Origin of the sequence: Ruegeria lacuscaerulensis, assembly GCF_013033355.1 — a bacterium.
Taxonomy (GTDB): domain Bacteria; phylum Pseudomonadota; class Alphaproteobacteria; order Rhodobacterales; family Rhodobacteraceae; genus Ruegeria; species Ruegeria lacuscaerulensis_A.
Map to the genome: position 1 here is coordinate 14,315 of NZ_WQDY01000018.1, position 25,639 is coordinate 39,953.

Below are 25,639 nucleotides of genomic sequence, written 5' to 3' on the forward strand. Positions count from 1 at the left end.
ACCCAACTACCCTTTCAGATTGGCGTTCTTATTCTTCGTTGTACCGGTAACCAATGCCATAGAGCGTTTCGATGGCCGAAAACTCTGAATCAGCGGCGCGCATTTTCTTGCGCAGACGCTTGATGTGGCTGTCAATGGTCCGATCGTCCACATAGACCTGATCGTCATAGGCCACGTCCATCAGTTGATCGCGGCTTTTGACAAAGCCTGGTCGCTGTGCCAACGCCTGCAGCAACAGGAACTCGGTCACTGTCAGGGACACGTCTTCTCCCTTCCAGCTGACCGCATGGCGCAGAGGATCCATCCGCAGTTCTCCGCGTTCCATAACCTTAGCGTCGCCAGTATTGGCGACAGTCGCGTCACCTGAAGTGGCTTCCTGTCGGCGCAGCAATGCCCGGATACGCTCGACCAGCAAACGCTGCGAGAAAGGCTTTTTCACATAATCATCCGCGCCCATGCGAAGGCCAAGAACCTCGTCAATCTCGTCATCTTTCGAGGTCAGGAAAATCACCGGCATCTGGGTCTTCTGCCGCAGGCGCTGCAACAGATCCATGCCGTCCATACGCGGCATCTTGATATCCAGCACAGCCATGTCAGGCAGTTTCTTGTTGAAGGCGTCTAGCGCGGCCTGCCCGTCATTATATGTTTCAACCTCAAAACCTTCGGCTTCGAGAGTCATGGATACGGACGTCAGAATGTTTCTGTCGTCATCCACCAATGCAATCTTTGACATCGGGTTAACCCCTATTCCTGCTCACTCATGCAATTTATCGCTTATTAGTATGGCATTTCTGGCGTTTTTAAGGCCGCGAATCAATCCGTAACTGCGAATCGTGCGATTGTTGTCACATAGTTGCAGCAAAAAAGCCGTTAATGTTGCCGGAAAGGCGCTTTGATTTCCGACAGGAAATTTGTGATGGCGCTAAACTTGGGCTTGGTTGCGCTAACTGCGTCAAACCCTCCTGTTCATGTCCCGAATGACCGTGGTAAGACGCGGCCATCCGCCGGTTTTTCCCGGCTAATTGCCCAATGGCGCATCCGGCCCAACCGCCAACGCGCCGCCACACGGAGAAGACACACATGACATCTGGACGGGTTAACCCGCAATTCCGCCTCGAGGATCAGGGCATCGAGGGTCTGGGAAATGTCTATTACAACTTCATGGAACCGGCGCTGATCGAAGAGGCGCTGAAGCGCGGCGAAGGCACTCTGGGCAATGGCGGAGCCTTTTTGGTTACCACCGGCAAGTTCACCGGCCGCTCGCCCAAGGACAAACACGTCGTGCGCACTGACAGCGTTGCAAACCATATCTGGTGGGAAAACAACGCCGAGATGAGCCCCGAGGGCTTTGACGCGCTGTATCAGGACATGCTGGCCCACATGAAAGGCCGCGACTATTTCGTGCAGGATCTGGTTGGCGGAGCCGACCCGGCCTATTCGATCAACGTGCGCATGGTTACCGAACTAGCTTGGCACAATCTGTTCATCCGTCACCTGCTGCGACGCCCGGATCGTGAAGATCTGAACGAGTTCATCGCCGATTTCACCGTCATCAACTGCCCCAGCTTCCAGGCCGACCCGGCCAAGCATGGCTGCCGGTCTGAGACGGTGATCGCGATGAACTTCGATCGCAAGATGATCCTGATCGGCGGCACAGAATATGCAGGCGAGAACAAGAAATCTGTCTTTACTCTGCTGAACTACATGCTGCCGGAAAAAGGCGTGATGCCGATGCACTGCTCGGCCAACCATGCGGTTGGTAACCCGGTCGACACCGCCGTCTTCTTTGGCCTGTCCGGCACTGGCAAGACAACCCTGTCCGCTGACCCGGCCCGCACTTTGATCGGCGATGATGAGCATGGCTGGTCCGATCGCGGCACCTTTAACTTCGAAGGTGGCTGTTATGCCAAGACGATCAACCTGAACGCCGAGGCCGAGCCGGAAATCTACGCGACCACCACCAAATTTGGAACTGTGATCGAAAACATGGTGTTCGATCCCGAAACCAAGGAACTGGATTTCGAGGACGACTCCCTGACCGCAAACATGCGCTGCGCCTATCCGTTGGAGTATATCTCGAACGCGTCCAGCAGCGCACTGGGTGGCCACCCCAAGAACATCATCATGCTGACCTGTGATGCGTTCGGCGTGCTGCCTCCGATCGCGCGGCTTACCCCGGCGCAGGCGATGTATCACTTCCTGTCGGGCTTCACCTCCAAGGTTGCCGGGACCGAGCGCGGTATTACCGAACCTCAGCCCACTTTCTCGACCTGCTTTGGCGCGCCGTTCATGCCGCGTCGCCCGGAAGAGTACGGCAACCTGTTGCGCGACAAGATCGCCCAGCACGGCGCGACCTGCTGGCTGGTCAACACCGGCTGGACCGGTGGCGCCTATGGTGTGGGCAGCCGGATGCCGATCCGCGCGACCCGTGCACTGCTGACAGCTGCGCTGGACGGATCGCTGCGGGATGCCGAGTTCCGCAAAGATGCCAATTTCGGCTTTGACGTACCGGTTTCGGTGCCCGGCGTGGCCGAAGTCCTTTTGGACCCGCGCCGCACCTGGGATGATCAGGCGGCCTTCGACAGGCAGGCCGAAAAACTGGTGCAGATGTTCGCCGAGAACTTCGAACAGTACCTTCCGTTCATCGACGAAGACATCAAAGCCGTAGCAATCGGTTAATCGAAAAAAGGGGGCGAAATCGCCCCCTTTTCTTTAAAGAGTCTCACTACATCGTGATCGCGCATAAGTTGTATATTGCAAAATGTGAATGCAATTGCGTTGCTCGAAGTGTCGATCTGAGGTATCTCGGCATGTCAGAAATATGACAAAACCCGACGCTCTCGCGTCGGGTGAGAAGTGAAAAGACCTATGGGATGCTCAAGCGCACACTCACAAACGCGATTTAAGCAGCCTAATCAGATAGCTAGTGTATTCTAAAGGGGATGAGTGTCAATATGAGATTTGCCGGGTAACTCGTAAAACGGCATACCTCAGTTCGTCACCGTAAAGGGGCGGAAGACACGGAATAAGGCAGGTAACGATATGACAGAAATCTCGAAACTCACCGAACTGCGTAAATTGATGCAAAGCATGGAGCGGACGCTGGGCCTGGAACAACTCTCTCCGGTTGAGCGCGATATCTATTACGCGGCTGAGGAATTGTCGAAAAACGATCAGGAAGTTCGCACCTTTGGTTTGATCGAACATACACTGGTTCAAAGCGTATCGCGCCCGACATTTTTCCGTGCACTCAAGTCCCTGGTGCAAAAGGGATACCTTTCGCAAAGCGGCAGCGCAAACCGGGGGCGGTACGTCGTTCATGCTCCCAGGTGACGCGCCCAACAGCTACGACAATGGCTGATTGTCGTGCGCAAATGGGCTTCTGAAACGTTTTTTGCCTCGTTGGCATATGTCGTGGCATCGTACCTTACATTCGAGGTTCTGATGCCCCTTCAGAACATGTTTTTTCCAGAATATCCAAGCCGGGCCAGCCTTCTGTTCCTGCCCCATGGGGTTCGGGTATTGTCTGCATGGCTATTGGGCTGGCGAGCCATTTTTGCCCTTCTTCCCGGCGTTTTCATTGTCTTTGCCGCCCTGGGGGGCAGCGACGTTTTCCTGCCCAGTCGTCTTTCCGCGATTGCAATCGCCGTTCTGACAGTACCATCGGTCTTCTATTTGCTCAAATGGGCCGGATGGGATCTGTTTCCAAGGGCTGATCGCAAACCGTGCTGGGTCTGTGTCATGGGTGTCGGTGTGATCACCTCATTCCTTGTGGCAGGTTTGACAAATATGGCTTTTGGCAGCGCACGCGTCGAATACATTGCCTATTTGATCGGCGATATTTCAGGTCTGTTCTTCCTGATGCTGGGTTTGTATTTCGCCTTCCGCTTTGCAGATAGCCGCAGTTAACCCATCACCGCTTTACGCAGAAGGTTAAATCCTGCGATCAATAGCACCATCAAAGTCAGTTTCCGAAACCGCGCCTGGTCGATGCGCGCCTGCAAGCGCAGGCCGACCCACATCCCAAGCAGTGCGGGCAGGATCAGAATTGCCGAGAATGGTGCTGTCTCGGCCCGCAAAATACCAGAGCCCAGATGCGCAATAACCAATGCGCCTGCCCCAAGCCCGTAGATTACGCCTTGTACGCGCATTTGCACATCCTTGGGCGTATTCAACGCTGTCAGGTATGCGACCGTCGGAGGCCCCCAGATCCCCGACATACCCCCTACGAAACCGGCTACGGCTCCAATAGCAGCCTCAACTCGGGTCGAGGTCTTTTCGAGGGTCAGTTTCCACCCGGCGATCTGAATCACCGCAAAGACCGAGACCGGAATGCCGATCATCAACAGAAACACCGTCTCGGGCACGAAGCGGACCAGTTGTGCCCCAGCTAACAAAAACACGAGGCCAACCGACAGAAAAACGCGAAACTGCCGTATGGCGTCGATCGCGGCCGGACCCCCTTCGCGCAATGCCTGCACGCCATTTGTGACCAACGTAGGCAGGATCAATCCCGCCAGCGCCAGTTGCGGCGACAGGAAAACACTGAGTCCAGAGACAAGCACCATGGGCATGGCAAAACCGACCATCCCTTTGACCCAACCCGCGGCAAACGCGACGGCAAGGGCAAACAGAATATCCGACGGTGACACAACGGAGAACAGGGTCATGCGCCTGTGATATCACTCCTGAAAAATTCTGCATCGCAAAACTGCGCAAGAAATTTTTGAACTATTTCGCAACGTAATTCGTATTTTTGTTGCGCTGCACGTGCAGCATGGTATGACCAATCGACCCAGAAAAGGACTTGATTCATGGCCCATGACGGACAGGATATGACCCAGATGACAGCATCCGCGATTTTGCCCGACCTTCTGACACTGACCCGCGCCGCAGTCCCGGCAGTCGAAGCTGTGTTCGACCGCGCGCGTGAATCTGTGCGCGAGATGGTGACTGTCGAGGGTCGCGTGTCCGGTGCGTTGATCGAAGCCAACCAAACGGCCGCTCATGGCCTCGCGTGGCTGGCCACCTACAGTCAATCGCTGCAACAGATGCAGCGTTGGGCCGAGACGTTGGATCGTGATGGCAAGTTTGGTGAAATCGAACAGCTGCTGCATCAAATCGCGTTCGGCGAATATCTGTGGCAGGTCTATGGCGGCATCCAAATGAATCAGGGTGAAATCGTCCGCCTGCAGGATCTTGGCCTCAGCCAAGATGATATGCGCGCATTGATGATCCCTGAGGTGATGACTCTGACCCAAGGCGGCAATACACAAGCCGCCCGCAGCCGCCTTGTAGAATTGATGGAAGATCAGGCCGGTGCCACAATGTTTGGCGCATCCGGTTTGGACGAAGAACTGGAAATGATCCGCGACCAGTTCCGCCGTTATGCGGTCGAAAAGGTCGAACCGCACGCCCATGAGTGGCACCTGAAAGATGAGCTGATCCCGATGGAAATCATCGAGGAACTGGCTGAGATGGGCGTCTTTGGCCTGACCATTCCCGAAGAATTCGGCGGGTTCGGCCTGTCCAAAGCCTCGATGTGTGTGGTGTCCGAGGAACTGTCGCGCGGCTATATTGGCGTGGGTTCGTTGGGCACCCGGTCCGAGATCGCGGCTGAGCTGATCATCGCCGGCGGCACGGACGAGCAAAAGGCCAACTGGCTGCCAAAACTCGCGAACGCTGAGATTCTGCCCACCGCCGTGTTCACCGAGCCCAACACCGGGTCCGACCTTGGCAGCCTGCGCACCCGCGCAGTCAAGAATGCCGAAGGCGATTATGAGATCACCGGCAACAAGACCTGGATCACACACGCGGCCCGCACCCATGTGATGACCCTGCTGGCCCGCACCAACCCCGACAGCTCTGACCACCGCGGGTTGTCGATGTTCCTGGCCGAGAAAACTCCCGGCACGGACGAGGCCCCCTTCCCCACGCCCGGCATGACCGGCGGCGAGATCGAGGTTCTGGGCTATCGCGGCATGAAGGAATACGAGCTGGGCTTTGACGGCTTTAAGGTCAAAGGTGAGAACTTGCTGGGCGGCGAAGAAGGCAAAGGCTTTAAACAGCTGATGGAGACCTTCGAATCTGCCCGCATTCAGACCGCTGCCCGCGCCATCGGCGTGGCGCAAAGCGCGCTGGATATCGCCATGCAATACGCGCAGGATCGCAAGCAGTTCGGCAAGTCGCTGATCAACTTCCCCCGCGTCTCGGGCAAGCTGGCGATGATGGCGGTCGAGATTATGATTGCGCGCCAGCTGACCTATTTCAGCGCGTGGGAAAAGGACAACGGACATCGCTGCGATCTTGAGGCCGGCATGGCCAAGCTGCTGGGTGCACGGGTTGCGTGGGCTGCTGCGGATAATGGCCTGCAGATTCACGGCGGCAACGGGTTTGCGCTGGAATACAAGATCAGCCGCGTTCTGTGTGATGCGCGCATCCTGAACATTTTCGAAGGGGCTGCCGAAATTCAGGCACAGGTCATCGCTCGGCGTTTGCTGGGTTGATCTGAAAGGTAGCCCTGTTTCCCCAACTTGACCCGGCGCGCGCGCCGGGTCTTTTTTTGCTAATGACATAGGCCCAGTTTCGCCAACGCCCGGAATTTCTCACTACCACGATGCCTTGAATACGGTTACATCAGCCGGGACAGTGAACAGGAAATTACACGACATGATGCGATCTATTCTGGCCTGCCTCGCAGTAATAGTGGCTATGGCGCTAGGAGGCTGCGCCAAGCAATACCCAGCCGCTGGCCAGAACGACATTGACAAACTGGCGCTGGCTATCCGCGACCTCGGGCCCAACGTCGACCCTGTCGAAGCGCAGCAAGCCGCTGAAATCGCGTACACATACTCAAGCCGTTTGGCGCAGGAATGGAACGTGACCGATCCAGCTATCATTCACAACGCCAAGGTCGTCAATGGCCTGCGCGAGAAGGGACTGTGCAACGATTGGGCCGAAGCCATGACTGCCCGGCTTCGGCAAGAGAATTTCGAGACTTTGGATCTGCATTGGGCGACTTCGCCCCCCACGGCATTTCGCATTATCCACCATTCTGCGCTGATCAGCGCCAAGGGGGATTCGATGTATGATGGGCTTATTCTTGATCCATGGCGCAACAGCGGCGCACTGACCTGGGCCCCGACGCGCGAGGATACACGATACAACTGGCGCCCTCGCAGCGAAGTACGGGCCGAGTTGGTAAGCGGTCAGAACCCCTATTAACCCTGTTCGGATTTAGGGTGATTTGGACTAACGTGATCAAATGATACGACTAACCCTGATCCTGCCCTTCATGGCTCTGTTTCAATGCGACAGGGATGAAACCGTCGCCGCCTATGGTGCGGCGGATAGAACATGGGCGCTGCAAGAGATCGACGGTCAGCCTTATGAAGCCAGCGCTTTGCTACGTTTTACGGAAGACGGGAAGATTGCGGGTAACGCCCCGTGCAACAGCTACAACGGCACCCTAAGCGCCCCATATCCCTGGTTTGAAGTGACCGGATTGACCGCCACCCGCGCAGCCTGCGCGGGGCTGGAAGCCGAAGGATACTATTTCGCCGCTCTGATTGCCATGACACAGTCTGAAGTGGCCGGAGACGTTTTGATCCTGCGGAACGAGGACGGCCACGAAATGGTGTTCAAAGCCGCCGAGTAAACTGCTCGACAAACCGCGCCCGCGCTTCGGGCAGCGGGCGATGACCGAGGGACGGCGCGACCCGGTGCTCCAGAAAGTACCCGGTGGTGCGTAGTGCCTCGGCAATCTCGGGATCCGGCGCGGCCCCCTCGCCGCGCAGACATGGGGGCAGTGGCAACAGCTTATCCGCCCATTCCCCCGCCCCTTTCTCACTAACCGCGCGGCCCGATTTCGGAGAGACATAGATCAGATCTTCGACCGCCCCGGTAACTGCGCAAGCGGTCAGATCAAGACCAAAGCCCAACTCTTCAAGCATGGCCAATTCCCATCGCAAGTAGGCCAGCGGCCATACATCATCCTGCCCCAGCAGGTCCATCAACTGTTCGGTTTGTTTGTAGATGACCGGGTGCGGTTCCCGCTCGGGAAGGCAGAAGGCCAAAAGTGCCACGACCGCGTTTAATCCCGCCAGTGCCAGCCGCCCCGAAAACGCCACCGCTGCACGAGAACGCAGGGGTTCGACTTGAAACGTGCCTATATGCTCTTCGAGCCGCGCGCGCCAAAGCACGTCTAGCTGCGCTCCCGGCTGCAGGATCGGCGCAATTTTCCGACTGGTCCCACCGCGCACAACCCCGGCATGACGTCCGTGGATTTCGGTGAAGACCTCGATGATCGCCGCTGTCTCACCATGTCGGCGTGTGGTCAGAAGTATACCGTGATCGCGCCAGTCCACATTGCCGCCGTTTGTCTCAGAATGTAGGTAGAAAATCCAAAGATAACGCCCAACACAAGTTGTTTGTTGATAATGAGCAGCGACTTCGTCGGCAAAAGCACTATTCATCGGTGGTTGATAAAGGCTTTTCTGATCGGTCGTCTAAAGCAGGGGCGCCAACTTAAGCCGACGCCCCATTTCATCAATCGTCGTCGCTTGTGATTCTACCACTGACGCTGTTTCCGTCATCCAAAGAACTACCGGCGTTACCCCAACCCGACAGACCTTTGCCCAATGCGTTTTTGCCGCTTACATCTGCGGCGACACTCGCAAAACCACGGTTCCCTTGCAGTGCGCCTGACATTGCCTGAGCCTGATCGTTATTTCCTTTTCCCTTGCTCTTTCCCGGATCTGCCATTGCAACAGTACCCAGTGCGACAGCCGCGGCTGCAGTGATTGTCAAAATCTTCATAATTTCCCCCTTTTTGGTAGACATGTGCTGTAACTACGGGGGGCGCGTCGCATCGGATCAATAAAACGTGAGATTCTAAAATCAGGTCGTACAGAAATACCGGACAGAAGTTGCAGTCTTTTCAGCTTTTAAGTGAGGCGGGCAATTACTCTAACCCGTCTTCACCCAACAAATGCCGCCCCTGTCGATCTTCGACCTCGACCACCCAAAGGTCTGGATCAAAACTGCGTTGTTTTGTAATCGCCACATCCACGTCGGCCTCGGGACCACCGGATAGTTCGACCCATTTGCGCTCCCCACTCATCAGATCAAAACTGCGCTGGAACGCGACGGCCTGCCCATCCAGAGTATTGAGCTTGACCAGGACAGCGCCGGCCGTGTTGTCACCGTGAGCGACGACAAACGCAGGAATTTCTTGAAACCGCAGGCGGGCCAAGTAGGCGTGAACCCAAAATTCCGCCGTCAGCCGGGTCATTGCGCGCTCCTTAGCAAAGGCGCCAACAATTTCCGACGAGATTTCTTCGTCCCGCTCATGCGTTGCCGTCTTTGAAATCCAGACCCATTTCCGAGTAACGCTCAGATTCCTCAAGCCAATTTGGACGCACTTTGACCTGAAGGAACAGGTGAATTTTGCGGTCAAGAAACTCTTCCAGCTCGGCGCGCGCAGCTTGGCTAACCGCCTTGATCGTCTCGCCACGTTTGCCCAGAACGATACCCTTGTGGCCGTCGCGCATAACATAGATGACCTGATCGATTTTGGCGGATCCGTCCTTGCGCTCTTCCCAGTTCTCGGTCTCGACGGTCAGCTGATAGGGCAGTTCCTGATGCAGGCGCAGGGTCAGTTTCTCGCGCGTCATTTCGGCGGCGATCATGCGCAGGGGCAAATCGGCAATTTGATCCTCGGGGTATAGCCAAGGCCCTTCGGGCAGCTCGCCCGACAGCCATTTGCGCAGGTCTTCAACCCCGTGGCCTTTTTCGGCTGAGATCATGAAGGTTTCAGCAAACGGATAGCGTGCGTTCAGGTCGCTGGTTAGCGCCAGCAGTTTCTCGGATGGTACTTTGTCGATCTTGTTGATGGCCAGGGCGACGGTGCGGCCTTGCCCGATCTCGTCCAAACCTTCCAGAATGCGTTCAACCCCTTCGGTGATACCGCGATGCGCTTCGACCATTAAGACCACGACATCTGCATCAGCTGCGCCCCCCCAGGCGGCAGCGACCATGGCGCGGTCCAGCCTGCGGCGTGGCTTGAAAAGTCCCGGCGTGTCAACAAAGACCAACTGGGCCTCGCCCTCCATCGCGACGCCGCGAATGCGCGCACGCGTGGTCTGCACCTTATGCGTCACGATCGAGACTTTGGCCCCCACCATGCGGTTCAGAAGGGTGGATTTGCCCGCGTTGGGCTCTCCGATCAGGGCGATAAATCCGGCGCGTGTGGTCATGTGTACTGCGATCCTGTTTGCAAGTGCGCACCCCTATAGCAGAAAGACTTCGCGGGCCAGAGGGTTTTGTCTCATAGCGGGTTTGCACTTCTCTTGGAGAGAAAGCACCGTCAGAGCAGCTGTGGGTAAGAAAGTGGGCTCATCTGGATTGGTTGTCGACGTTGGCAGATCTGACCTGGCTAGAGTTTCCGATGTTCGTCAGGGGAAGCGTCGCGGCCTTTAGGAATGAGGCGTTTCATCACTGGATAATCGGCTGTCAGGTCGGGTGGTATCAGGTCGTTTCAATTTCGAATTGTTTGCGCCAACCCGATCCAAAGGGAGCCAGCCTCCTCGCCAAAGGGATATGCTATTTCGTTAACTGGTCGAGCAGCGATTTGGCTGCGGCCTGTTCCGCCTGGCGTTTTGAGCCGGCAGTGGCTTGCGCCTCTGTACCGTCCTGCAAACGTGCGGCGATCGTGAATACCGGGGCGTGATCGGGTCCACTGCGTTTGACCTCGACATAAGATGGAGGTTTCTGACCGCGTGCCTGCGCCCATTCCTGAAGAGACGTTTTAGCATCGCGCGCATCTGCTTCGACCGAATGGATGCGATCGCCCCACAAAGCAATGATCACGTCCCGCGCCGCTTCGAACCCGGCATCGCGGTAGATTGCGGCGATGACCGCCTCCATCGCGTCGCCCAACAGTGCCTGTTTGCGACGACCCCCTGACAGCATCTCAGATCGGCCCAGTTTCAGAACCGCCCCAAGGTCGATCTGCCGCGCGACATCTGCGCAGGCTTCTTTTCGGACCAACGCATTGAATCGCGGCGCGAGTTGACCCTCAGTCGCCTTTTTGTCGGCCTCCAGCAAGGCCGTAGCCATAACCAACCCCAATACACGGTCGCCCAAAAACTCTAACCGTTGATTATCCGGTCGAGTTGAGGACGAGACTGAGCCATGAGTCAGCGCACGCACAAGCAGATCTGGGTTGGAAAACGTGTAGCCCAACCGATGCTGAAAAGACTTTATCTCGGCAGAAAGCTTCACTTGACCGCCTTGAAGAACCGGTCACTCCGCCAGGTCCAGAAGAACAGCATCGACCGGCCAGCGGAAGAGAACATGATCCGATCCGCGCGACCAATCAGGTTTTCGTAAGGCACATAGCCCACGCCACCCGCGGATTGCGGCAGGCGGCTGTCGCTGGAATTATCGCGGTTGTCGCCCATGAAGAAATAGTGACCTTCGGGAACTGTGTAGATCCCGGTGTTGTCCGATCCCTGATTGCCGATATTGAGTACGTCGTAAGAGACGCCGTTTGGCAACGTTTCGATCGTTCGGGACTTTTCGCAAATCCCCCCAATCCCGACCGGGCCGTTTTCACATCGTGGACGAAGACCTTGCGGCCCCTGTGGCAAAGCTGTTTCGGTGAAAACACCATCCGGTTGCTGTGGAACAGGCGTACCGTTCAGGATGATCTGGCCTTCGCGGATCTGGATACGATCACCGGGCAAACCAATCAGGCGTTTGATGAAGTCACGCCCTGTAACAGGGTGACGGAAGACGATGACATCCCCGCGTTCAGGATCGCCGGCCCAAAGGCGCGAGTTATCGTCCCCCGACATCCAGCCGCAAACATCCTCGGCATCGATATTCAGGCCAACGCTGGGAATGATCAGACTAGGGCACGAGGCGTAGGAATAACCATAGGCCATCTTGTTTACGAACAGGAAATCCCCGATCAGCAGGGTCTGTTTCATCGAGCCCGACGGAATCCAGAAGGGTTGAAAAAACAGTGTCCGGAAAACGCCTGCGATCAGCAATGCGTAGACGATGGTTTTAATCGTCTCCCACACGGGATTTCCGGTTTTGACGTCCTCGGCCATACTGCTCTCCGGTCCTTGGTTTGTTGGGGTGCTACATGCGGGGCGCAGAGAGGTTAGTCAAGGCTGGCCGCTGCGTTCGTGATGGCGCGCGCCTCAATCACCACGAAAGCCTGCGCCCAAGGGTGGTCGTCGGTCAGGGTGACGTGGATGATCGCCTCATGGCCTTCGGGGGTCATCTCGCGCAGGCGCTCGGCGGCCCAGCCGGTGACATGCATGACCGGCTGGCCGGTGTTCAGGTTGGTGACGGCCATGTCCTTCCACGCGATGCCCATGCGTAGGCCGGTGCCCAAAGCCTTAGAGCACGCCTCTTTCGCGGCCCAGCGCTTGGCATAGGTGCCAGCCGTGTCATGGCGACGTTCGGCCTTGCGCTGTTCGGTGTCGGTGAAAACGCGGTTGCGGAACCGGTCACCGAACCGGTCGAGCGTACCCTGAATACGCTCGATATTCGCGAGGTCTGTGCCGATGCCTAGGATCATATCGTGCTTTCTTTGCTACGCCGTCTGGCAATCGCCCTGAGTTCCATTTTGGTCGACAAATAGAATAGAACGCTGTTGGCGAAGAAAGCAAAAATCGCCAGATACAGCATAAGTCCGCCCATATAGCCACCTCTGTGCCAATACATCAGAAGCGACGTATCGACCGGTCCGATATTGCTGATCGCCAAAATCAGATAGGCCGCAGAGTTCACGATCATGAATATCACGGTCCCCGCAACCGCAAAGACCAGCACCTCGCGCAAGTGCGGCATTCGGCCCATCGACCGCGCTATGCCGCATCCCGTTATCATCGCTGCGGCAATCGCAGACAGGAAGGGTATCCCCACATTCGCTAAATTGAGCCCGGTCACATGCCACAGAACGACAATAGCGATCGGCATTAAAAACCGGACTTGGACAAGCAAGACGCTGTAGCGCCACAAATTGTTCGAATCCATAGCGTTACCTTTGCGATCAGACGACTGCCCGCGCCTCATCCATCAGCCGTCGCATCTCGGCAATCGCCGGGGTCAGGCCGCGAAAGATAGCCTCGCCGATCAAGAAATGACCGATGTTCAACTCGCGCACCTCAGGGAAAGCCGCGACAGGTTGCACGGTGTCATAGGTCAGACCATGGCCCGCGTGGACTTCCAGCCCAAGCGAATGGGCAAATGCGGACATCTCGCGCAGGCTGTCCAACTCTCGATTGGCTACGTCTGTGTGGCCCTCGGAGACGGCGTCGCAATAAGCACCGGTATGCAGTTCGATCACCTCGGCACCGATGCGATGCGCGGCTTCGATCTGGCGCTGGTCGGCGGCAATGAAAATGGACACGCGGCAGCCCACATCGCGCAGGGGGGCGATGAAATGGGCCAGCTTGTTTTCCTCGCGCGCGACTTCCAAACCGCCTTCGGTCGTCCGTTCCTCGCGCTTTTCGGGAACGATGCACACCGCATGCGGTTTGTGCCGCAGGGCGATCTGCTGCATCTCGGGCGTCGCGGCCATTTCAAAGTTCAGCGGGACCGACAGAACCTCCATCAACCCGTCGATATCTGCGTCCGATATATGACGGCGATCTTCGCGCAGATGGGCTGTAATGCCATCAGCCCCGGCCTCTTCGGCCAGTTTGGCGGCGCGCAGAGGGTCAGGGTACGCCCCGCCACGCGCATTGCGCACGGTGGCCACGTGGTCGATATTCACGCCCAGACGCAGGGGATTGTCAGACATCGCTTGATTCCTTTGCCGAATTCTGGCTCGAGCCTAGTGGTTTTGAAACTGAAACGGCAGGCTTGGATTCTGCCAAACGGCGGATTTCGTCAAATTTCGCTTTGATCTTGGCTCGACGCCGCTGCTGGTAGGTTCGGATCAAAGGCAGGCTCAGATAGTGGCAGATCGCCCCGGCCAGCAAACCGGGCAAAATGCCCCCTATCAGGTAGGGAAAGAACACTTCGTCATAGAATATACGCAACCCGGACCAATCAGCCATGCGATCAGTGAAAATGGCAATGAAGTTATCCTTGAGGTCGCCCAGCGCGTCGGCAAACTTACCCATAAGGCCATGGGTGTCGCCCTCCTGAAACTCGGTTCCCAAAATGAAATGACCGGCCTGAAGGCAGATGACACCAATCGGAACGTAAGTTAGCGGGTTTCCGAAAAACGTTCCGCTCAGCGCAGCCAAAATATTGCCGTTGATCAAACGCGCCGCCAACGCAGCCACGACGAAATGCAACCCGTAGAACGGAGTAAACGCTGCGAACACCCCTGCCCCGATACCGCGTGCGATGCGTTCAGGGGAGTCCGGCAACCGACGGACGCGGTGTTTTACATAGTGGAACGCGCGGGTCCATCCGCCACGGGGGTAGACGAATTCAGATGCGATCTGGACAGGCGAGCGTCGATCTCGGCGCTTGAAAACCACTCCTGATCACCCCTTCTCAGCCAGCCGCCACGGCGGTCTTGGTCCTGTCTCTGTAGCGTTCGACAGCAGCAACATCGCTTTCGGCCTCAAGCATCAGCATCAAAGAATGAAGCTGTTCAAGGTCGCGCAGTTCGACATTGATCAGAAGACGGTAAAAATCCGGTTTCCGGTCGACGAATTCAAGGTTCGAGATATTGGCCTTTTTCTCACCGATCAATGTGCAAATACGCCCCAGTACACCCGCATCGTTTCCAATGGTCAGATCCAGCGTCGCGCCATAGACCGCCGGATGGGTGCCAGTGTGCCAATGCAAGTCCACCCAACGCTCGGGTTCGCCTTCAAACTCGGTCAGGCGGTCACAATCGATGGCATGCACCACCACCCCTTTGCCACGATAGGTGATGCCGACAATCCGCTCTCCCGGCAGGGGCTGACAACATGGTGCCCGGTCGAATTTCTGACCCGGCTCAAGACCAATCACAGCGCGGCGCAGGGGGATCGCGTCCCCTTCATCCTGCGTAAGCTCTGGATAAACGGCGCTCACCACGTCATGGGCCGTCAGTTCGGCACTGCCCAAACGAGCCAACAATTCGTGTCGGTCCTTCAGACGCAAATGCTTGGCGGCCGTGTCCAACGCCTTGTCCGTCGCCTTTCGGCCCACATGTTCGAACCCCGAGCGCGCCAGTTCCTTGCCCAATTTGATGAAACGCTCGCGGTCAACTTCACGCAGAGCGCGCCTGATGGCAGTGCGGGCTTTGCCAGTGACCGCAATCTCAAGCCATGTGACCTGCGGGGTCTGCCCGTCGGCCGTGATTACATCGACCGACTGACCGTTCTTGATCCGAGTCCACAGCGGCACTCGGATACCGTCCACCTTGGCCCCGACACAAGCATGGCCAATCCGCGTGTGGATCGCATAAGCGAAATCGATTGGTGTCGCCCCACGCGGCAGTTTCACAACATCGCCCTTGGGCGTGAAGCAGAACACTTGGTCGGAATACATCTCAAGCTTGACGGCTTCGAGGAAATCCTCGTGGTCATCCTCGCTGTCAAATTGCTCGGTCAGGTTGGCGATCCACTTGGCCGGATCGACGGCGAACGGGTTTTCGGACCGCACCCCGTCGCGGTACGACCAGTGCGCCGCCACACCCGTTTCGGCCACGTCGTGCATCTGGCGGGTACGGATCTGCACTTCGACCCGTTTGCCATCCCGCCCCGATACCGTTGTGTGGATCGACCGGTATCCGTTCGATTTTGGCTGGCTGATATAGTCCTTGAACCGTCCCGGCACCGCGCGCCAGCGCTGGTGGATCGCGCCAAGGGTCCTATAGCAGTCTTCTTCTGTCTGAGTGATAATGCGAAAGCCATAGATATCGGACAGACGCGAAAAGCCCTGATCCTTTTCCTGCATCTTGCGCCAGATCGAATAGGGTTTTTTGGCTCGGCCGAACACTTCGGCTTCGATCCCAGCCTTGTCCAATTCAAGGCGCATATCGCCGGTGATCCGATGGATCACATCGCCGGTTTCCCGTTGCAGAGTGATAAACCGCCGGATGATCGACTGCCGACCTTCGGGGTTCAGCACGCGGAAGGCCAGATCCTCCAGCTCTTCGCGCATCCATTGCATCCCCATACGGCCCGCAAGTGGCGCGTAGATATCCATCGTCTCGCGCGCTTTTTGAACCTGTTTTTCGGGGCGCATCGCCTTGATCGTGCGCATGTTGTGAAGACGGTCGGCCAGCTTGACCAGAATAACCCGCAAATCTTTGGACATGGCCATGAACAGCTTACGAAAGTTCTCGGCCTGTTTGGTTTCCCTGCTGGACAGCTGCAGGTTGGTCAGCTTGGTGACGCCATCGACCAGCTTGGCCACTTCATCCCCGAACAGCTCGGACACCTTGCCGTAATTGGCCTTGGTATCCTCGATCGTGTCATGCAGTAGTGCGGTAATGATCGTGGCATCATCCAGACGCTGTTCGGTCAGGATGGCGGCAACGGCAACAGGATGGGTGAAATAGGGTTCGCCAGAGTGGCGGAACTGACCCTCATGCATCTGGCTTCCGAACTCATAGGCACGGGCAATGCGGTCAGCATTTGTCTTGGGGTTGTAGTTGCGGACCAGCGCAATCAGGTCTTCAGCAGAAATCATCCGGTCCGCACCTTCGTTTTTGGGGATTACCCCTGGCCTTGAGCCTCCATCAGAGCGCGCAGCAGCTTCTCTTCGGACATGTCATCATCTGCAGGCTTGTCGGATTCCGCACCCATCAGCAGCGCCATCTGGTCCTCTTCGGGCTCATCAACCTCGATCTGGGTCTGGTTGGCCTCGATCAGGCGTTCGCGCAGTTCATCAGCGCTTTGGGTTTCGTCGGCGATTTCGCGCAGCGACACAACCGGGTTTTTGTCATTGTCGCGGTCCACAGTGATCGCAGCACCTGCGGAAATCTCACGCGCACGATGGGCGGCAAGCATCACCAGCTCGAACCGGTTTTGTACCTTGTCTACGCAATCTTCTACCGTCACGCGGGCCATTGGGCGCTCTCCGTTTCTGAGTCCATGTCAGGAAGAGGTTTATCTAAGGGCGAATCCCTGCCTTGACAAGCAGGAAATGCCGCAAATGCACCGATCACAAAGGGGTAACGGCGGCAATATCATCGACAGACAGGGCTGCCACCATTTCCCGGACCGTCAGACCCAGCACGGGATGGTACCAATCCGGGGCGACATCAGCCATTGGCACCAGCACGAAGGCGCGATCCTGAAGACGCGGATGCGGCAGGATCAACCGGTCCGGCGCCTGCTGCATCTGTTCCTGCGACGGCAGCGTCCGCCATTGGTTATAGGTTGACGTATCCGGAAGCACTTGGTCGCCGAAACATACCAGATCCAGATCCAACGTCCGCATCCCCCAGCGCTGTATTCGTTCGCGCCCGAATTCGTGTTCGACCTCATGCAGCAGTTGCAACAAGTCTGCAGCTGACTTGTCCGTTTCGACCAAAACAGCCGCGTTCACGTAATCCGGTCCAGCACCCGCTGGAAAACAGGGGGTCTCGTAGAATCGGCTGACGGCGCGAATCACCAAGCCCTGACGTGAAATTGCGTCAATTGCCTGTTCTAGTGTCACCTTGGGTCCGCAGCCTCTCAAATTGAGATTTGCGCCCAATGCAATGACCGATTCTGACGTAAATTTGCACATACTATTCCCTATATTCGGCGAATTGCATACTTGCGATACACATTAAATGCCCTAATTATAGGCGTATCAGCGCGCCGCTAATTTCCTAGCTCACTCACGTAACACCCGGCGTTCTGGTAGATACCGGAAGGACCTATTTATGTTTTATAAAGACGAACGGCTAGCGCTGTTCATCGACGGCTCGAATCTTTATGCGGCCGCGAAAGCACTTGGATTTGACATCGACTACAAACTGCTGCGTCAGGAATTCATGCGCCGCGGGAAGATGCTTCGTGCTTTTTACTACACAGCGCTTTTGGAAAATGACGAGTATTCGCCCATCCGCCCCCTGGTAGACTGGCTGCATTACAACGGCTTCACCATGGTGACGAAACCGGCAAAAGAATACACCGACAGCATGGGGCGTCGGAAAGTCAAAGGAAACATGGATATCGAACTGACCGTCGATGCCATGGAACTGGCACCGCGCGTTGATCACATCGTGCTGTTTTCGGGCGATGGGGACTTCCGCCCGCTGATAGCAAGTCTGCAACGTCAGGGCGTGCGCGTTTCAGTTGTGTCGACTATTCGCAGCCAGCCTCCGATGATCTCGGACGAGTTGCGCCGCCAGGCCGACAACTTCATCGAGCTTGAAGACCTGCGCGATGTGATCGGCCGCCCGCCGCGTGACATTCCGATGGAACCGCGCAGCGTGGCTGCAAGCGGTCAGTAACACGCGCCAAACACCAAAAGATAAAGAACGCGGTCAGGGTTGATGCCCTGACCGCGCGTCTTAAACTAGAAACAGGTGATGAAACATCTGTTTGATAGCACTGATTCATGTCAGATGAATGACACTGTCCTGTCTGGACCATGGCGAGGAAAAGACCTACCTGTGGCCTTAAGGAGAACGTGACATGACAAAGCCATCCCTGACGCTGTATCTGGCAGCACCGCGTGGGTTCTGCGCCGGTGTAGACCGGGCGATTAAGATTGTGGAAATGGCGCTACAGAAATGGGGCGCTCCGGTCTATGTGCGTCATGAGATCGTGCACAACAAATTCGTAGTGGACGGGCTGCGTGAAAAAGGTGCGGTGTTCGTAGAAGAACTGGATGAATGCCCCGATGACCGGCCGGTAATTTTTTCGGCCCATGGCGTTCCTAAATCGGTACCTGCAGCGGCTGCCCAGCGCGAAATGATCTATGTCGACGCGACCTGTCCGCTGGTGTCCAAAGTCCATGTCGAAGCGCAGCGCCATGCCGAAGCCGGGTTGCAGATGATCATGATCGGTCACAAAGGACACCCCGAAACTGTCGGCACCATGGGGCAACTGCCCGAGGGCGAGGTCCTACTGGTCGAAACCGTCGAGGACGTCGCCACCGTCGCCGTGCGCGATCCCGACAAGCTGGCCTTTGTAACGCAAACGACCCTGTCCGTTGATGACACCAAGGACATCATCGCAGCTCTACAGGCGCGGTTTCCAGCCATTGTCAGCCCACATAAAGAAGACATTTGCTACGCCACCACAAACCGACAGGAAGCTGTCAAAGCTGTGGCCCCCAAATCCGATGCGCTGTTGGTTGTGGGGGCACCCAATTCGTCCAATTCACGTCGTCTGGTCGAAGTTGCCGCACGCGCCGGGTGTAACTATGCGCAACTGGTACAACGTTCGACAGATATCGACTGGCGCGCCTTGGAAGGGATTTCCTCGGTCGCGATCACTGCTGGTGCGTCTGCCCCAGAGGTCTTGGTGAATGAAGTGATCGACGCATTCCGAGATCATTTTGATGTAACAGTCGAATTGGTCGAAACAGCGGTTGAAAACGTCGAATTCAAAGTCCCGCGCGTTTTGCGCGAACCGGCATGAACGGTATTCCACGCGCCCCTTTGGTTCTGGGGCTGGCCGGGTTGATCCCCTTCGTCTGGGGGGCGCTGACTTACTTGAACGATGATCTGCATGCCTGGGGCACACAGGCGCTGGGTCCCCGTTTCGTGGGGCCTTACGTTCAGCTGTTCTACGGCTCGATCATCCTCAGCTTTATGTCTGGCGTTTTGTGGGGGTTTGCGACGAAGACATCGGGCAGTAAGGCTGCGACCTGCTATCTGTTGTCCGTTCTCCCCGCGCTTTGGGCCTTTTTCAAAACGGGCGGTGGACCCCTCGCGGCAGGTACCAACCTGATGTGGGGCTTTGCCGGGTTACTTTTGCTGGACGCTGTGTTCTCATACTGGCGACTGACGCCGGTTTGGTGGATGCGTCTGCGCATGTTGCTGACAGCCGTCGTTCTGGTCTGCCTTGCCGTTGGAGTATACTTGTGACCGACAAAAGAACGATTGACGCCTATTCCTCGCGCGTCGCTGATTACCTCAGTGTTCCCATACCCCCTGAACAGATCGAAGCCCGCATGGCCTTTGCAGAAGCGGTCGTGGAAGGCGGACACGTACTGGATCTCGGGGCCGGCCCGGGATCGGACAGCGCCTTTCTGCAACGGCAAGGTCTGCGCGTCCGCGCCATCGACGCCACACCCGCTTTTGTCGAACACGCGCGTGAAAACGGTGTTGACGCTCATCTGGGGACGTTCGACGACGTGACCGAAGAGGCCGAGTATGATGGAGTCTACGCAAGTTTCTCGCTGTTACATGCCCCTCGCGCCGATTTCCCCCGACACCTGTCAGCCATCCACAAGGCGCTGAAACCCGCAGGGGTCTTTTTTCTGGGGTTAAAACTCGGGACTGGTGAACATCGCGACGACCTGGACCGTCGTTACACCTATTTCTCGCAGACCGAAATCGAAGAGGCTATGGCAAAGACCGGATTCACCATCGACCGGATCACCACGGGCGTGGGTGCGGGCCTTGCGGGTTCGTATGATGGTTTCATTCTGGTGTTGGCCCATGCCTGAGCTGTTTGCCTATACGGACGGCGCATGTTCCGGTAATCCGGGCCCCGGCGGCTGGGGCGTGCTTTTGCGCGCGATGGATGGCGACAATGTCCTGAAAGAGCGGGAACTCAACGGCGGCGAGGCCGAGACCACAAACAACCGGATGGAGCTGCTGGCTGCGATCAGCGCGCTCGAAACGTTGGACCGGGCCTCGAAGATCACCGTTGTGACAGACAGCGCCTATGTGAAAAACGGCGTCACGGGGTGGATTTTCGGGTGGAAGCGGAACGGTTGGAAAACTTCGAACAAGAAGCCGGTCAAGAATGTAGATCTGTGGCAGAGGCTGGACGAGGCACAAACTCGTCATGACGTGACCTGGGAATGGGTCAAAGGCCACGCGGGCCATCCTGAAAACGAAAAGGCCGATGAGCTGGCCCGCGCCGGTATGGCCCCGTTCAAGCCAAAAAAGACACAGGCATGAGCTGGCTGGCGCTGCTCGACTATGCCTCGGTTCTTGTGTTCGCACTGACCGGGGCGCTGGTGGCCAGTCGGGCGCAGCTGGATCTGGTGGGCTTTGCCTTTATCGCCAGCCTGACCGCCGTGGGTGGCGGCACCGTCCGCGATTTGCTGCTAAACCGCGACCCGGTTTTCTGGGTCGGACAACCGGATTACATCCTGATCGCAGTGGCCGCCGCCGTATTGGTGTTCTTCACCGCACATCTGGTGGAAAGCCGCTATAACTGCCTGATCTGGCTGGACAGTTTTGCACTGTCAATCGCCGTCGCGGCCGGATCGGCCACCGCTTTGTCGCTGGGGCAATCGGGCGTGGTCGTCGTGCTGATGGGGATCAGCACCGGATGTCTGGGCGGGTTGATGCGCGATGTGGTCTGCAACGAAGTGCCTTTGGTGCTGAAACAGGGCGAACTTTACGTCTCGTGCGCCTTTGCTGGGGCGCTGACCGCTGTTGCCGCCAGCCGCCTTGGGCTGGACGATCTGGCCATTCTGGCGTCTTGTGCGCTGGTCTGCTGGGCCTTGAGGGCGGGGTCATTGCTGTTTGGTTGGAAACTGCCTGTCTACAAAAGCCGTCCACCGCGTGTTTGAATAGGGCCTCTACGCATGAAACCTGCATTTTGTATCGTCATCGCCGGACTCGCCGCCCTCGCTGGCTGCGGTCAACAATATGACCCCATGCAGTTTGCCGCGCAGGGAGATCAAATCGTGGCCACAGGTACTATCGACCATACGACGCTGGATGCGTTTCTTGAGGTAATCCAGCGAAACCCCGACGCAAAAACACTGGTGCTAAGCTATATTGAAGGCTCGATGGATGACGACGCGAATGTGGTTTTTTCCCGCGTGGTCCACGAGCAGGGGTTCGATACGATTGTGCCCTCAGACGGGCTAATCGCTTCGGGCGGGACGGACCTGTTTCTGGCGGGCAAGCGCCGCGTGCTGGAGCCCGGAGCCTGTGTCGGAGTCCACAGCTGGGGCGGCTGGAACATCGTCGCCACTGAAATCCCCGAGGACGACCCCGAACATGACCGATATCTGGACTATTTCGAAGATATCGGCGTGGATGAGGCGTTTTACTGGTACACGTTGGACGCGGCCCCGTCCGAAGGGATGCACTGGATGAGCGCGGCCGAGGCCGACCGGTTCGACATGACCACGGGCGGCGCACCCCGTCTGGGATCAGCCGCCCAATGTGATGCGCGCTAGGGTCAGCGCGACAGCAGACGCCCGCCGATTTCCTTGACGAATTTCGCCGCAACCATCGCGGTGATCCCATAGGGATCGCGGTGGGGGTTCAGTTCGACGATATCCGCGCCGACTAGCTGCCCCTTGAAACGGTGGATCAGGTTGATCACCTCGCGCGTGCTCAGCCCGCCGGGTTCGTGATGCGAAACACCGGGCGCAAAGGCCGGGTCCAGCGCGTCCAGATCCAGCGAGAGGTAAACCGGGCCGTCAAAGCTGATCTCAAGATCCGGGCTCCAGCTTTGCATGTCGATCACTTCGACGCCGAACTTGTCGGCCTGTTCCTGCTGATGCTTGTTCATGGTGCGGATACCGACCTGTACCAAACGGTTGATCTGACACGTCTCCATCACCCGCGCGAAGGGGCAGCCATGGCCCAGCGGGCCGACCTGCTGACTGTCATAGAGGTCAGGGTGCGAGTCGATATGCAGGATGTTCAGCCCCTCATACCGCTCTGAGTGCGCTTTGATCAGCGGATACGCGACCGAGTGGTCGCCCCCCAGCGACAACAGCCGCGCGCCGGTGGCGATGCGTTCGACGGCCCCGGCCTCGATCCGGTCGATGGGCTCCTGTCCGATCATCTCGAACACGTCCAGATCGCCGGTATCCCTGAACCGGTCGGTCGCGCCCAGATCGGTGCCGTCTTCGGCAGTCAGGTTGGCAGCTCCGGAATGCAGTGCCTCACGAATGCGGCCCGGCGCAAAGGCGGGCCCCTGCAGGAACGAGGAATGCAGGTCCAGCGGAACGCCCATCAGGGCAACGTCACCGGGGTTCAACTCATGCGACATGGGGCACCTTTCGGATAGAATTTCCCGGCGATCTGGCCGGGTTCGACCCGAAAGGTCAAGGGGTCAGCGACGCAGATATCTCTGCCAGATCCAGATCACCAACAAAGCGCCCAGAACCGCGCCAACAAAACCCGACAGCCAGCCCGCCACGGCAATCAGGGCACGCAGGATAAACCCGCCCACCAATGCGCCGACAATGCCGATCAGCATGGTTGTGGGTATGTCCGCCTCGATCCGCATCAGGCGGGTCGCCAGAAACCCGGCTGCAGCTCCGATGATGATCAGGGCGATGACGGGCACGTTATTTCCTCCAATGAGTCGGAACGATGATGAGCGCACCAATCGAGGACAACACGGCATCAAAACCAGGCGGCCCAAAGCTGATGCCGAACATGATCCGGACAAAGTAAAACAGGAACGCTCCGCCCACACAAATGATGATTGAGGGCAGATACCCATTGTGGGTAAATCCCGTCTTCTCAGACAGATATCCTACAATGCCAGCGATAACCACCGTACCCATCAAGACCATGAACATCTACTTTACCCCAGCGTTAAATTGGTCCCAGCTGCGACTGGCCAACCCCTTAGGAAAGTTGCTGCATCCTGCGCTGCTTTCCCAGCCCGCTGCAAGCGCAATAGGTCAATCGCGCCATCGCCACAGGCAACGCGGAGGGTATCATCCAACAGCTCACCCGGCTGCCCCTGCCCCACTGCCAACCGAGAGGCCAACAGCTTGATACGCTCGCCTCCAATCTCGGTCCAGGCGCCGGGAAAGGGGGACAGGCCCCGGATTTGCCGGTCGACCTCGACGGCTGGGCGGGTCCAGTCGACACGCGCCTCGGACTTGTCGATCTTTGCCGCGTAGGTCACTCCGTCCTCGGGCTGAGGTTCCGGTGCCAGGTCCGATAAGGTGTCCAACGTTTCCACAATCATCGCTGCACCCATTTCTGACAGTCTGTCATGCAGGTGCGCCGTGGTTTCCTGTGTCCCGATATCGGTGGCACGTCGCAAAAGGACCGGCCCGGTATCCAGTCCGGCCTCCATTTGCATGATGCAGACGCCGGTCTGAGCGTCCCCCGCCATGATTGCGCGCTGCAGCGGCGCGGCCCCGCGCCAGCGCGGTAAAAGGCTGGCGTGAATATTCAGACACCCCTGTTTGGGCGCATCCAGAACAGGTTGCGGCAACAGCAGACCATAGGCAACGACAACGGCCACATCCGCTTTCAGCGCTGCGAAGGCTTCTTGTTCTTCGATCGACTTTAATGACACCGGGTGACGAACATCAAAGCCAAGCGCTTCGGCCCGTGCATGAACAGGGGTTGGCCGGTCTTTCTTACCCCGCCCTGCTGGGCGTGGTGGTTGGCAGTAAACAGCGGCGATCTCATGCCCGGCTTCGACCAGCGCGTCCAGTACCGGCACCGAGAAATCGGGCGTTCCCATGAAAATGATGCGCATTTCTACCCCTGCTTTCTGGCTTTGCGCAGCAGAATATCGCGTTTGACCTTGCTGAGACGGTCGAAATACATCCGACCGTTCAAGTGGTCGATCTGGTGCTGCACGCTGGTGGCGTCAATCCCCACAAAATCACGACGGTCGATCATGCCCTGTTCGTTCAGGAATTTCACTGTCACCGCACGGGGGCGTTTCACCTTGGCAGACACGCCGGGAAGGTTCGGGCTGGCTTCATCATGCTCGCGCAGTTCGATCGAGCTGTGCAGGATTTCCGGGTTCGCCAACCGCACCGCACGTCCACGCTCGGTCGAGCCATCCACCACGGCCAGCCGTAACATCACTCCGATCTGAGGGCCCGCAAGACCAACACCGGGCATCGCCTCCATCGTGTCGATCATGTCGTCCCAGATGGCCCGGATTTCATCGGTAATCTCGGCCACATCCTCGGCCTTGGTCCGCAGGCGTTTGTCGGGCCAAGGCAGGCAGGTGCGAACGGTCATGCGCGGGCCTTTTCGCGTTTCAACTTCTGCATCTTACGCGTGATCATCTGGCGTTTCAGCGGCTTGAGATAGTCGATGAACAGCTTACCGTTCAGGTGGTCGATCTCATGCTGCACGCAGGTCGCCCAAAGGTCATCAAACGTTTCTTGCTGTGCGTTACCGTCACGATCCATCCAAGCCACCTCCACCACTTTGGGACGGGTGACTTCGGCATATTGTTCGGGAATCGACAGGCAGCCTTCTTCATAAACATTTGTTTCGTCCGAAGAGGCCACGATCTCGGGGTTGAACATGATCAGGGGGCGCGGTGCCTCGCCCTCTTCCTTGACGCAATCCAATACGATCAACCGATCCAGGATGCCAATCTGCGGTGCAGCCAGCCCGATACCAGGAGCGTCGTACATTGTCTCCAGCATGTCATCAGCCAGTTTGCGCAGTTCATCCGTCAGGTCAGCAACGGGGGCGCAAACTTTTTTCAAGCGCGGATCGGGGTGAATAAGAATTGAGCGTTTCATGTCGTTGATTTAGGCCATCGCGCCCCCCGCCGCAACGCCCCCCTTGCACCCGCCACGATTG

At 57.5% G+C, this 25,639-nt stretch carries 34 protein-coding genes; 13 read left to right on the forward strand and 21 right to left on the reverse strand.

Annotated features, from left to right (window positions below; genetic code table 11):
• Positions 1–28 precede the first annotated feature (28 nt).
• Positions 29–733 (reverse strand): response regulator transcription factor, encoded by a 705-nt coding sequence (locus tag GOW48_RS21125; protein ID WP_170356719.1) that lies wholly within the window; start codon positions 731–733, stop codon positions 29–31.
• Positions 734–1,080: 347 nt separating this feature from the next.
• On the opposite strand from GOW48_RS21125, the gene GOW48_RS21130 reads away from it, so the two are divergent.
• The 3 genes from GOW48_RS21130 to GOW48_RS21140 all read left to right on the forward strand — a co-directional run bounded on the left by GOW48_RS21130 (position 1,081) and on the right by GOW48_RS21140 (position 3,909).
• Positions 1,081–2,679 (forward strand): phosphoenolpyruvate carboxykinase, encoded by a 1,599-nt coding sequence (locus GOW48_RS21130; RefSeq protein ID WP_170756057.1) that lies wholly within the window; start codon positions 1,081–1,083, stop codon positions 2,677–2,679.
• 363 nt (positions 2,680–3,042) lie between these two features.
• Positions 3,043–3,333, forward strand: a complete 291-nt coding sequence (locus GOW48_RS21135) for a hypothetical protein (protein WP_170356721.1) — start codon at positions 3,043–3,045, stop codon at positions 3,331–3,333.
• Positions 3,334–3,444: 111 nt separating this feature from the next.
• Positions 3,445–3,909, forward strand: coding sequence for a hypothetical protein (locus GOW48_RS21140; RefSeq protein ID WP_234899571.1), 465 nt, complete (start codon positions 3,445–3,447; stop codon positions 3,907–3,909).
• Here the strand turns inward: GOW48_RS21140 and GOW48_RS21145 are convergent.
• Entirely contained in the window at positions 3,906–4,670 is a 765-nt protein-coding gene (locus tag GOW48_RS21145) for a sulfite exporter TauE/SafE family protein (protein WP_170756059.1), read from the reverse strand. The genes GOW48_RS21140 and GOW48_RS21145 overlap by 4 nt on opposite strands.
• Positions 4,671–4,814: 144 nt before the next feature.
• Between GOW48_RS21145 and GOW48_RS21150 the strand changes: the two genes are divergently transcribed.
• The 3 genes from GOW48_RS21150 (at position 4,815) to GOW48_RS21160 (ending at position 7,657) form a co-directional block, all read left to right on the forward strand.
• Positions 4,815–6,506, forward strand: coding sequence for an acyl-CoA dehydrogenase family protein (locus tag GOW48_RS21150; protein ID WP_170756060.1), 1,692 nt, complete (start codon positions 4,815–4,817; stop codon positions 6,504–6,506).
• Between the two features lie 163 nt (positions 6,507–6,669).
• Positions 6,670–7,224 (forward strand): hypothetical protein, encoded by a 555-nt coding sequence (locus GOW48_RS21155; protein ID WP_331251848.1) that lies wholly within the window; start codon positions 6,670–6,672, stop codon positions 7,222–7,224.
• 40 nt (positions 7,225–7,264) lie between these two features.
• Positions 7,265–7,657, forward strand: a complete 393-nt coding sequence (locus tag GOW48_RS21160) for an META domain-containing protein (protein WP_170756061.1) — start codon at positions 7,265–7,267, stop codon at positions 7,655–7,657.
• On the opposite strand, the gene recO is transcribed toward GOW48_RS21160, so the two are convergent.
• The 13 genes from recO to folK form a co-directional block, all read right to left on the reverse strand.
• Positions 7,641–8,366, reverse strand: coding sequence for a DNA repair protein RecO (recO, locus tag GOW48_RS21165; protein WP_170756089.1), 726 nt, complete (start codon positions 8,364–8,366; stop codon positions 7,641–7,643). The genes GOW48_RS21160 and recO overlap by 17 nt on opposite strands.
• Positions 8,367–8,547: 181 nt before the next feature.
• Positions 8,548–8,817, reverse strand: coding sequence for a hypothetical protein (locus GOW48_RS21170; protein ID WP_170724876.1), 270 nt, complete (start codon positions 8,815–8,817; stop codon positions 8,548–8,550).
• 145 nt (positions 8,818–8,962) lie between these two features.
• On the reverse strand, positions 8,963–9,292 hold the full coding sequence (locus GOW48_RS21175) for a DUF1491 family protein (RefSeq protein ID WP_170756062.1): 330 nt from the start codon (positions 9,290–9,292) through the stop codon (positions 8,963–8,965).
• Between the two features lie 55 nt (positions 9,293–9,347).
• Complete coding sequence (gene era, locus GOW48_RS21180) at positions 9,348–10,256, reverse strand: GTPase Era (protein WP_170756063.1); 909 nt, start codon at positions 10,254–10,256, stop codon at positions 9,348–9,350.
• Positions 10,257–10,602: 346 nt separating this feature from the next.
• On the reverse strand, positions 10,603–11,283 hold the full coding sequence (rnc, locus tag GOW48_RS21185; RefSeq protein ID WP_170756064.1) for a ribonuclease III: 681 nt from the start codon (positions 11,281–11,283) through the stop codon (positions 10,603–10,605).
• A complete protein-coding gene (lepB, locus tag GOW48_RS21190; protein ID WP_170756065.1) occupies positions 11,280–12,119 on the reverse strand; it encodes a signal peptidase I in 840 nt (279 codons plus the stop codon). Before lepB ends, rnc begins: the two co-directional genes overlap by 4 nt.
• Positions 12,120–12,172: 53 nt before the next feature.
• Positions 12,173–12,595: a holo-ACP synthase gene (gene acpS / locus GOW48_RS21195; RefSeq protein ID WP_170356731.1), complete on the reverse strand. Its 423-nt coding sequence runs from the start codon at positions 12,593–12,595 to the stop codon at positions 12,173–12,175.
• On the reverse strand, positions 12,592–13,053 hold the full coding sequence (locus tag GOW48_RS21200) for an ABZJ_00895 family protein (protein ID WP_214648698.1): 462 nt from the start codon (positions 13,051–13,053) through the stop codon (positions 12,592–12,594). Before GOW48_RS21200 ends, acpS begins: the two co-directional genes overlap by 4 nt.
• A gap of 16 nt (positions 13,054–13,069) precedes the next feature.
• The gene (locus GOW48_RS21205; protein WP_170756067.1) at positions 13,070–13,822 is read right to left on the reverse strand and encodes a pyridoxine 5'-phosphate synthase; all 753 of its coding nucleotides are present in this window, start codon (positions 13,820–13,822) and stop codon (positions 13,070–13,072) included.
• Positions 13,815–14,513 carry a DUF2062 domain-containing protein gene (locus tag GOW48_RS21210; RefSeq protein WP_170356734.1) on the reverse strand — a complete coding sequence of 233 codons (699 nt, stop codon included), beginning with the start codon at positions 14,511–14,513 and terminating at the stop codon, positions 13,815–13,817. Before GOW48_RS21210 ends, GOW48_RS21205 begins: the two co-directional genes overlap by 8 nt.
• 16 nt (positions 14,514–14,529) lie before the next feature.
• Complete coding sequence (locus GOW48_RS21215) at positions 14,530–16,662, reverse strand: RelA/SpoT family protein (RefSeq protein ID WP_170356735.1); 2,133 nt, start codon at positions 16,660–16,662, stop codon at positions 14,530–14,532.
• A gap of 26 nt (positions 16,663–16,688) precedes the next feature.
• Positions 16,689–17,042 carry a DNA-directed RNA polymerase subunit omega gene (rpoZ, locus tag GOW48_RS21220; RefSeq protein ID WP_170356736.1) on the reverse strand — a complete coding sequence of 118 codons (354 nt, stop codon included), beginning with the start codon at positions 17,040–17,042 and terminating at the stop codon, positions 16,689–16,691.
• A 94-nt stretch (positions 17,043–17,136) separates the two neighbouring features.
• Positions 17,137–17,706 carry a 2-amino-4-hydroxy-6-hydroxymethyldihydropteridine diphosphokinase gene (gene folK, locus GOW48_RS21225; RefSeq protein ID WP_170756068.1) on the reverse strand — a complete coding sequence of 190 codons (570 nt, stop codon included), beginning with the start codon at positions 17,704–17,706 and terminating at the stop codon, positions 17,137–17,139.
• Between the two features lie 139 nt (positions 17,707–17,845).
• Between folK and GOW48_RS21230 the strand changes: the two genes are divergently transcribed.
• The 7 genes from GOW48_RS21230 (at position 17,846) to GOW48_RS21260 (ending at position 22,284) form a co-directional block, all read left to right on the forward strand.
• Positions 17,846–18,418 carry a LabA-like NYN domain-containing protein gene (locus GOW48_RS21230; RefSeq protein WP_170356738.1) on the forward strand — a complete coding sequence of 191 codons (573 nt, stop codon included), beginning with the start codon at positions 17,846–17,848 and terminating at the stop codon, positions 18,416–18,418.
• A gap of 184 nt (positions 18,419–18,602) precedes the next feature.
• Positions 18,603–19,553, forward strand: a complete 951-nt coding sequence (ispH, locus tag GOW48_RS21235) for a 4-hydroxy-3-methylbut-2-enyl diphosphate reductase (protein ID WP_170756069.1) — start codon at positions 18,603–18,605, stop codon at positions 19,551–19,553.
• Positions 19,550–20,002, forward strand: coding sequence for a DUF3429 domain-containing protein (locus GOW48_RS21240; protein WP_170756070.1), 453 nt, complete (start codon positions 19,550–19,552; stop codon positions 20,000–20,002). The genes ispH and GOW48_RS21240 overlap by 4 nt, the downstream gene beginning before the upstream one ends.
• Positions 19,999–20,586, forward strand: coding sequence for a class I SAM-dependent methyltransferase (locus tag GOW48_RS21245; RefSeq protein ID WP_170756071.1), 588 nt, complete (start codon positions 19,999–20,001; stop codon positions 20,584–20,586). The genes GOW48_RS21240 and GOW48_RS21245 overlap by 4 nt, the downstream gene beginning before the upstream one ends.
• Entirely contained in the window at positions 20,579–21,046 is a 468-nt protein-coding gene (gene rnhA, locus GOW48_RS21250; RefSeq protein WP_170356742.1) for a ribonuclease HI, read from the forward strand. The genes GOW48_RS21245 and rnhA overlap by 8 nt, the downstream gene beginning before the upstream one ends.
• Positions 21,043–21,666, forward strand: coding sequence for a trimeric intracellular cation channel family protein (locus GOW48_RS21255; RefSeq protein ID WP_170756072.1), 624 nt, complete (start codon positions 21,043–21,045; stop codon positions 21,664–21,666). Before rnhA ends, GOW48_RS21255 begins: the two co-directional genes overlap by 4 nt.
• Before the next feature lie 15 nt (positions 21,667–21,681).
• Positions 21,682–22,284 carry a COG3904 family protein gene (locus tag GOW48_RS21260; RefSeq protein ID WP_234899572.1) on the forward strand — a complete coding sequence of 201 codons (603 nt, stop codon included), beginning with the start codon at positions 21,682–21,684 and terminating at the stop codon, positions 22,282–22,284.
• Between the two features lie 2 nt (positions 22,285–22,286).
• Here the strand turns inward: GOW48_RS21260 and speB are convergent, their stop codons facing one another.
• The 6 genes from speB to def (GOW48_RS21290) form a co-directional block, all read right to left on the reverse strand.
• On the reverse strand, positions 22,287–23,108 hold the full coding sequence (gene speB, locus GOW48_RS21265) for an agmatinase (protein ID WP_170756073.1): 822 nt from the start codon (positions 23,106–23,108) through the stop codon (positions 22,287–22,289).
• A 63-nt stretch (positions 23,109–23,171) separates the two neighbouring features.
• On the reverse strand, positions 23,172–23,408 hold the full coding sequence (locus tag GOW48_RS21270) for a GlsB/YeaQ/YmgE family stress response membrane protein (protein ID WP_170756074.1): 237 nt from the start codon (positions 23,406–23,408) through the stop codon (positions 23,172–23,174).
• A 1-nt stretch (position 23,409) separates the two neighbouring features.
• A complete protein-coding gene (locus GOW48_RS21275) occupies positions 23,410–23,646 on the reverse strand; it encodes a hypothetical protein (RefSeq protein WP_170756075.1) in 237 nt (78 codons plus the stop codon).
• 5 nt (positions 23,647–23,651) lie between these two features.
• Complete coding sequence (gene fmt, locus GOW48_RS21280) at positions 23,652–24,566, reverse strand: methionyl-tRNA formyltransferase (RefSeq protein ID WP_170756076.1); 915 nt, start codon at positions 24,564–24,566, stop codon at positions 23,652–23,654.
• Positions 24,567–24,568: 2 nt separating this feature from the next.
• Complete coding sequence (gene def, locus GOW48_RS21285; protein WP_170756077.1) at positions 24,569–25,063, reverse strand: peptide deformylase; 495 nt, start codon at positions 25,061–25,063, stop codon at positions 24,569–24,571.
• Entirely contained in the window at positions 25,060–25,578 is a 519-nt protein-coding gene (gene def / locus GOW48_RS21290; RefSeq protein ID WP_170356749.1) for a peptide deformylase, read from the reverse strand. The genes def (GOW48_RS21285) and def (GOW48_RS21290) overlap by 4 nt, the downstream gene beginning before the upstream one ends.
• Between the last annotated feature and the right edge of the window lie 61 nt (positions 25,579–25,639).

Coding starts and splice junctions, on each gene's coding strand:
- GOW48_RS21135 (WP_170356721.1), top strand. CDS start 3,043: ATGACAGAAATCTCGAAACTCACCGAACTGCGTAAATTGATGCAAAGC.
- GOW48_RS21150 (WP_170756060.1), top strand. CDS start 4,815: ATGGCCCATGACGGACAGGATATGACCCAGATGACAGCATCCGCGATT.
- GOW48_RS21205 (WP_170756067.1), bottom strand. CDS start 13,822: ATGTCTGACAATCCCCTGCGTCTGGGCGTGAATATCGACCACGTGGCC.
- acpS (WP_170356731.1), bottom strand. CDS start 12,595: ATGATCCTAGGCATCGGCACAGACCTCGCGAATATCGAGCGTATTCAG.
- GOW48_RS21255 (WP_170756072.1), top strand. CDS start 21,043: ATGAGCTGGCTGGCGCTGCTCGACTATGCCTCGGTTCTTGTGTTCGCA.
- GOW48_RS21155 (WP_331251848.1), top strand. CDS start 6,670: ATGATGCGATCTATTCTGGCCTGCCTCGCAGTAATAGTGGCTATGGCG.
- GOW48_RS21140 (WP_234899571.1), top strand. CDS start 3,445: ATGCCCCTTCAGAACATGTTTTTTCCAGAATATCCAAGCCGGGCCAGC.
- GOW48_RS21215 (WP_170356735.1), bottom strand. CDS start 16,662: ATGATTTCTGCTGAAGACCTGATTGCGCTGGTCCGCAACTACAACCCC.
- era (WP_170756063.1), bottom strand. CDS start 10,256: ATGACCACACGCGCCGGATTTATCGCCCTGATCGGAGAGCCCAACGCG.
- GOW48_RS21125 (WP_170356719.1), bottom strand. CDS start 733: ATGTCAAAGATTGCATTGGTGGATGACGACAGAAACATTCTGACGTCC.
- GOW48_RS21170 (WP_170724876.1), bottom strand. CDS start 8,817: ATGAAGATTTTGACAATCACTGCAGCCGCGGCTGTCGCACTGGGTACT.
- rnhA (WP_170356742.1), top strand. CDS start 20,579: ATGCCTGAGCTGTTTGCCTATACGGACGGCGCATGTTCCGGTAATCCG.
- GOW48_RS21275 (WP_170756075.1), bottom strand. CDS start 23,646: ATGTTCATGGTCTTGATGGGTACGGTGGTTATCGCTGGCATTGTAGGA.
- def (WP_170356749.1), bottom strand. CDS start 25,578: ATGAAACGCTCAATTCTTATTCACCCCGATCCGCGCTTGAAAAAAGTT.
- fmt (WP_170756076.1), bottom strand. CDS start 24,566: ATGCGCATCATTTTCATGGGAACGCCCGATTTCTCGGTGCCGGTACTG.
- ispH (WP_170756069.1), top strand. CDS start 18,603: ATGACAAAGCCATCCCTGACGCTGTATCTGGCAGCACCGCGTGGGTTC.
- GOW48_RS21240 (WP_170756070.1), top strand. CDS start 19,550: ATGAACGGTATTCCACGCGCCCCTTTGGTTCTGGGGCTGGCCGGGTTG.
- GOW48_RS21130 (WP_170756057.1), top strand. CDS start 1,081: ATGACATCTGGACGGGTTAACCCGCAATTCCGCCTCGAGGATCAGGGC.
- GOW48_RS21175 (WP_170756062.1), bottom strand. CDS start 9,292: ATGACCCGGCTGACGGCGGAATTTTGGGTTCACGCCTACTTGGCCCGC.
- def (WP_170756077.1), bottom strand. CDS start 25,063: ATGACCGTTCGCACCTGCCTGCCTTGGCCCGACAAACGCCTGCGGACC.
- GOW48_RS21160 (WP_170756061.1), top strand. CDS start 7,265: ATGATACGACTAACCCTGATCCTGCCCTTCATGGCTCTGTTTCAATGC.
- speB (WP_170756073.1), bottom strand. CDS start 23,108: ATGTCGCATGAGTTGAACCCCGGTGACGTTGCCCTGATGGGCGTTCCG.
- GOW48_RS21200 (WP_214648698.1), bottom strand. CDS start 13,053: ATGGATTCGAACAATTTGTGGCGCTACAGCGTCTTGCTTGTCCAAGTC.
- GOW48_RS21230 (WP_170356738.1), top strand. CDS start 17,846: ATGTTTTATAAAGACGAACGGCTAGCGCTGTTCATCGACGGCTCGAAT.
- GOW48_RS21260 (WP_234899572.1), top strand. CDS start 21,682: ATGAAACCTGCATTTTGTATCGTCATCGCCGGACTCGCCGCCCTCGCT.
- folK (WP_170756068.1), bottom strand. CDS start 17,706: ATGTGCAAATTTACGTCAGAATCGGTCATTGCATTGGGCGCAAATCTC.
- lepB (WP_170756065.1), bottom strand. CDS start 12,119: ATGGCCGAGGACGTCAAAACCGGAAATCCCGTGTGGGAGACGATTAAA.
- rpoZ (WP_170356736.1), bottom strand. CDS start 17,042: ATGGCCCGCGTGACGGTAGAAGATTGCGTAGACAAGGTACAAAACCGG.
- GOW48_RS21145 (WP_170756059.1), bottom strand. CDS start 4,670: ATGACCCTGTTCTCCGTTGTGTCACCGTCGGATATTCTGTTTGCCCTT.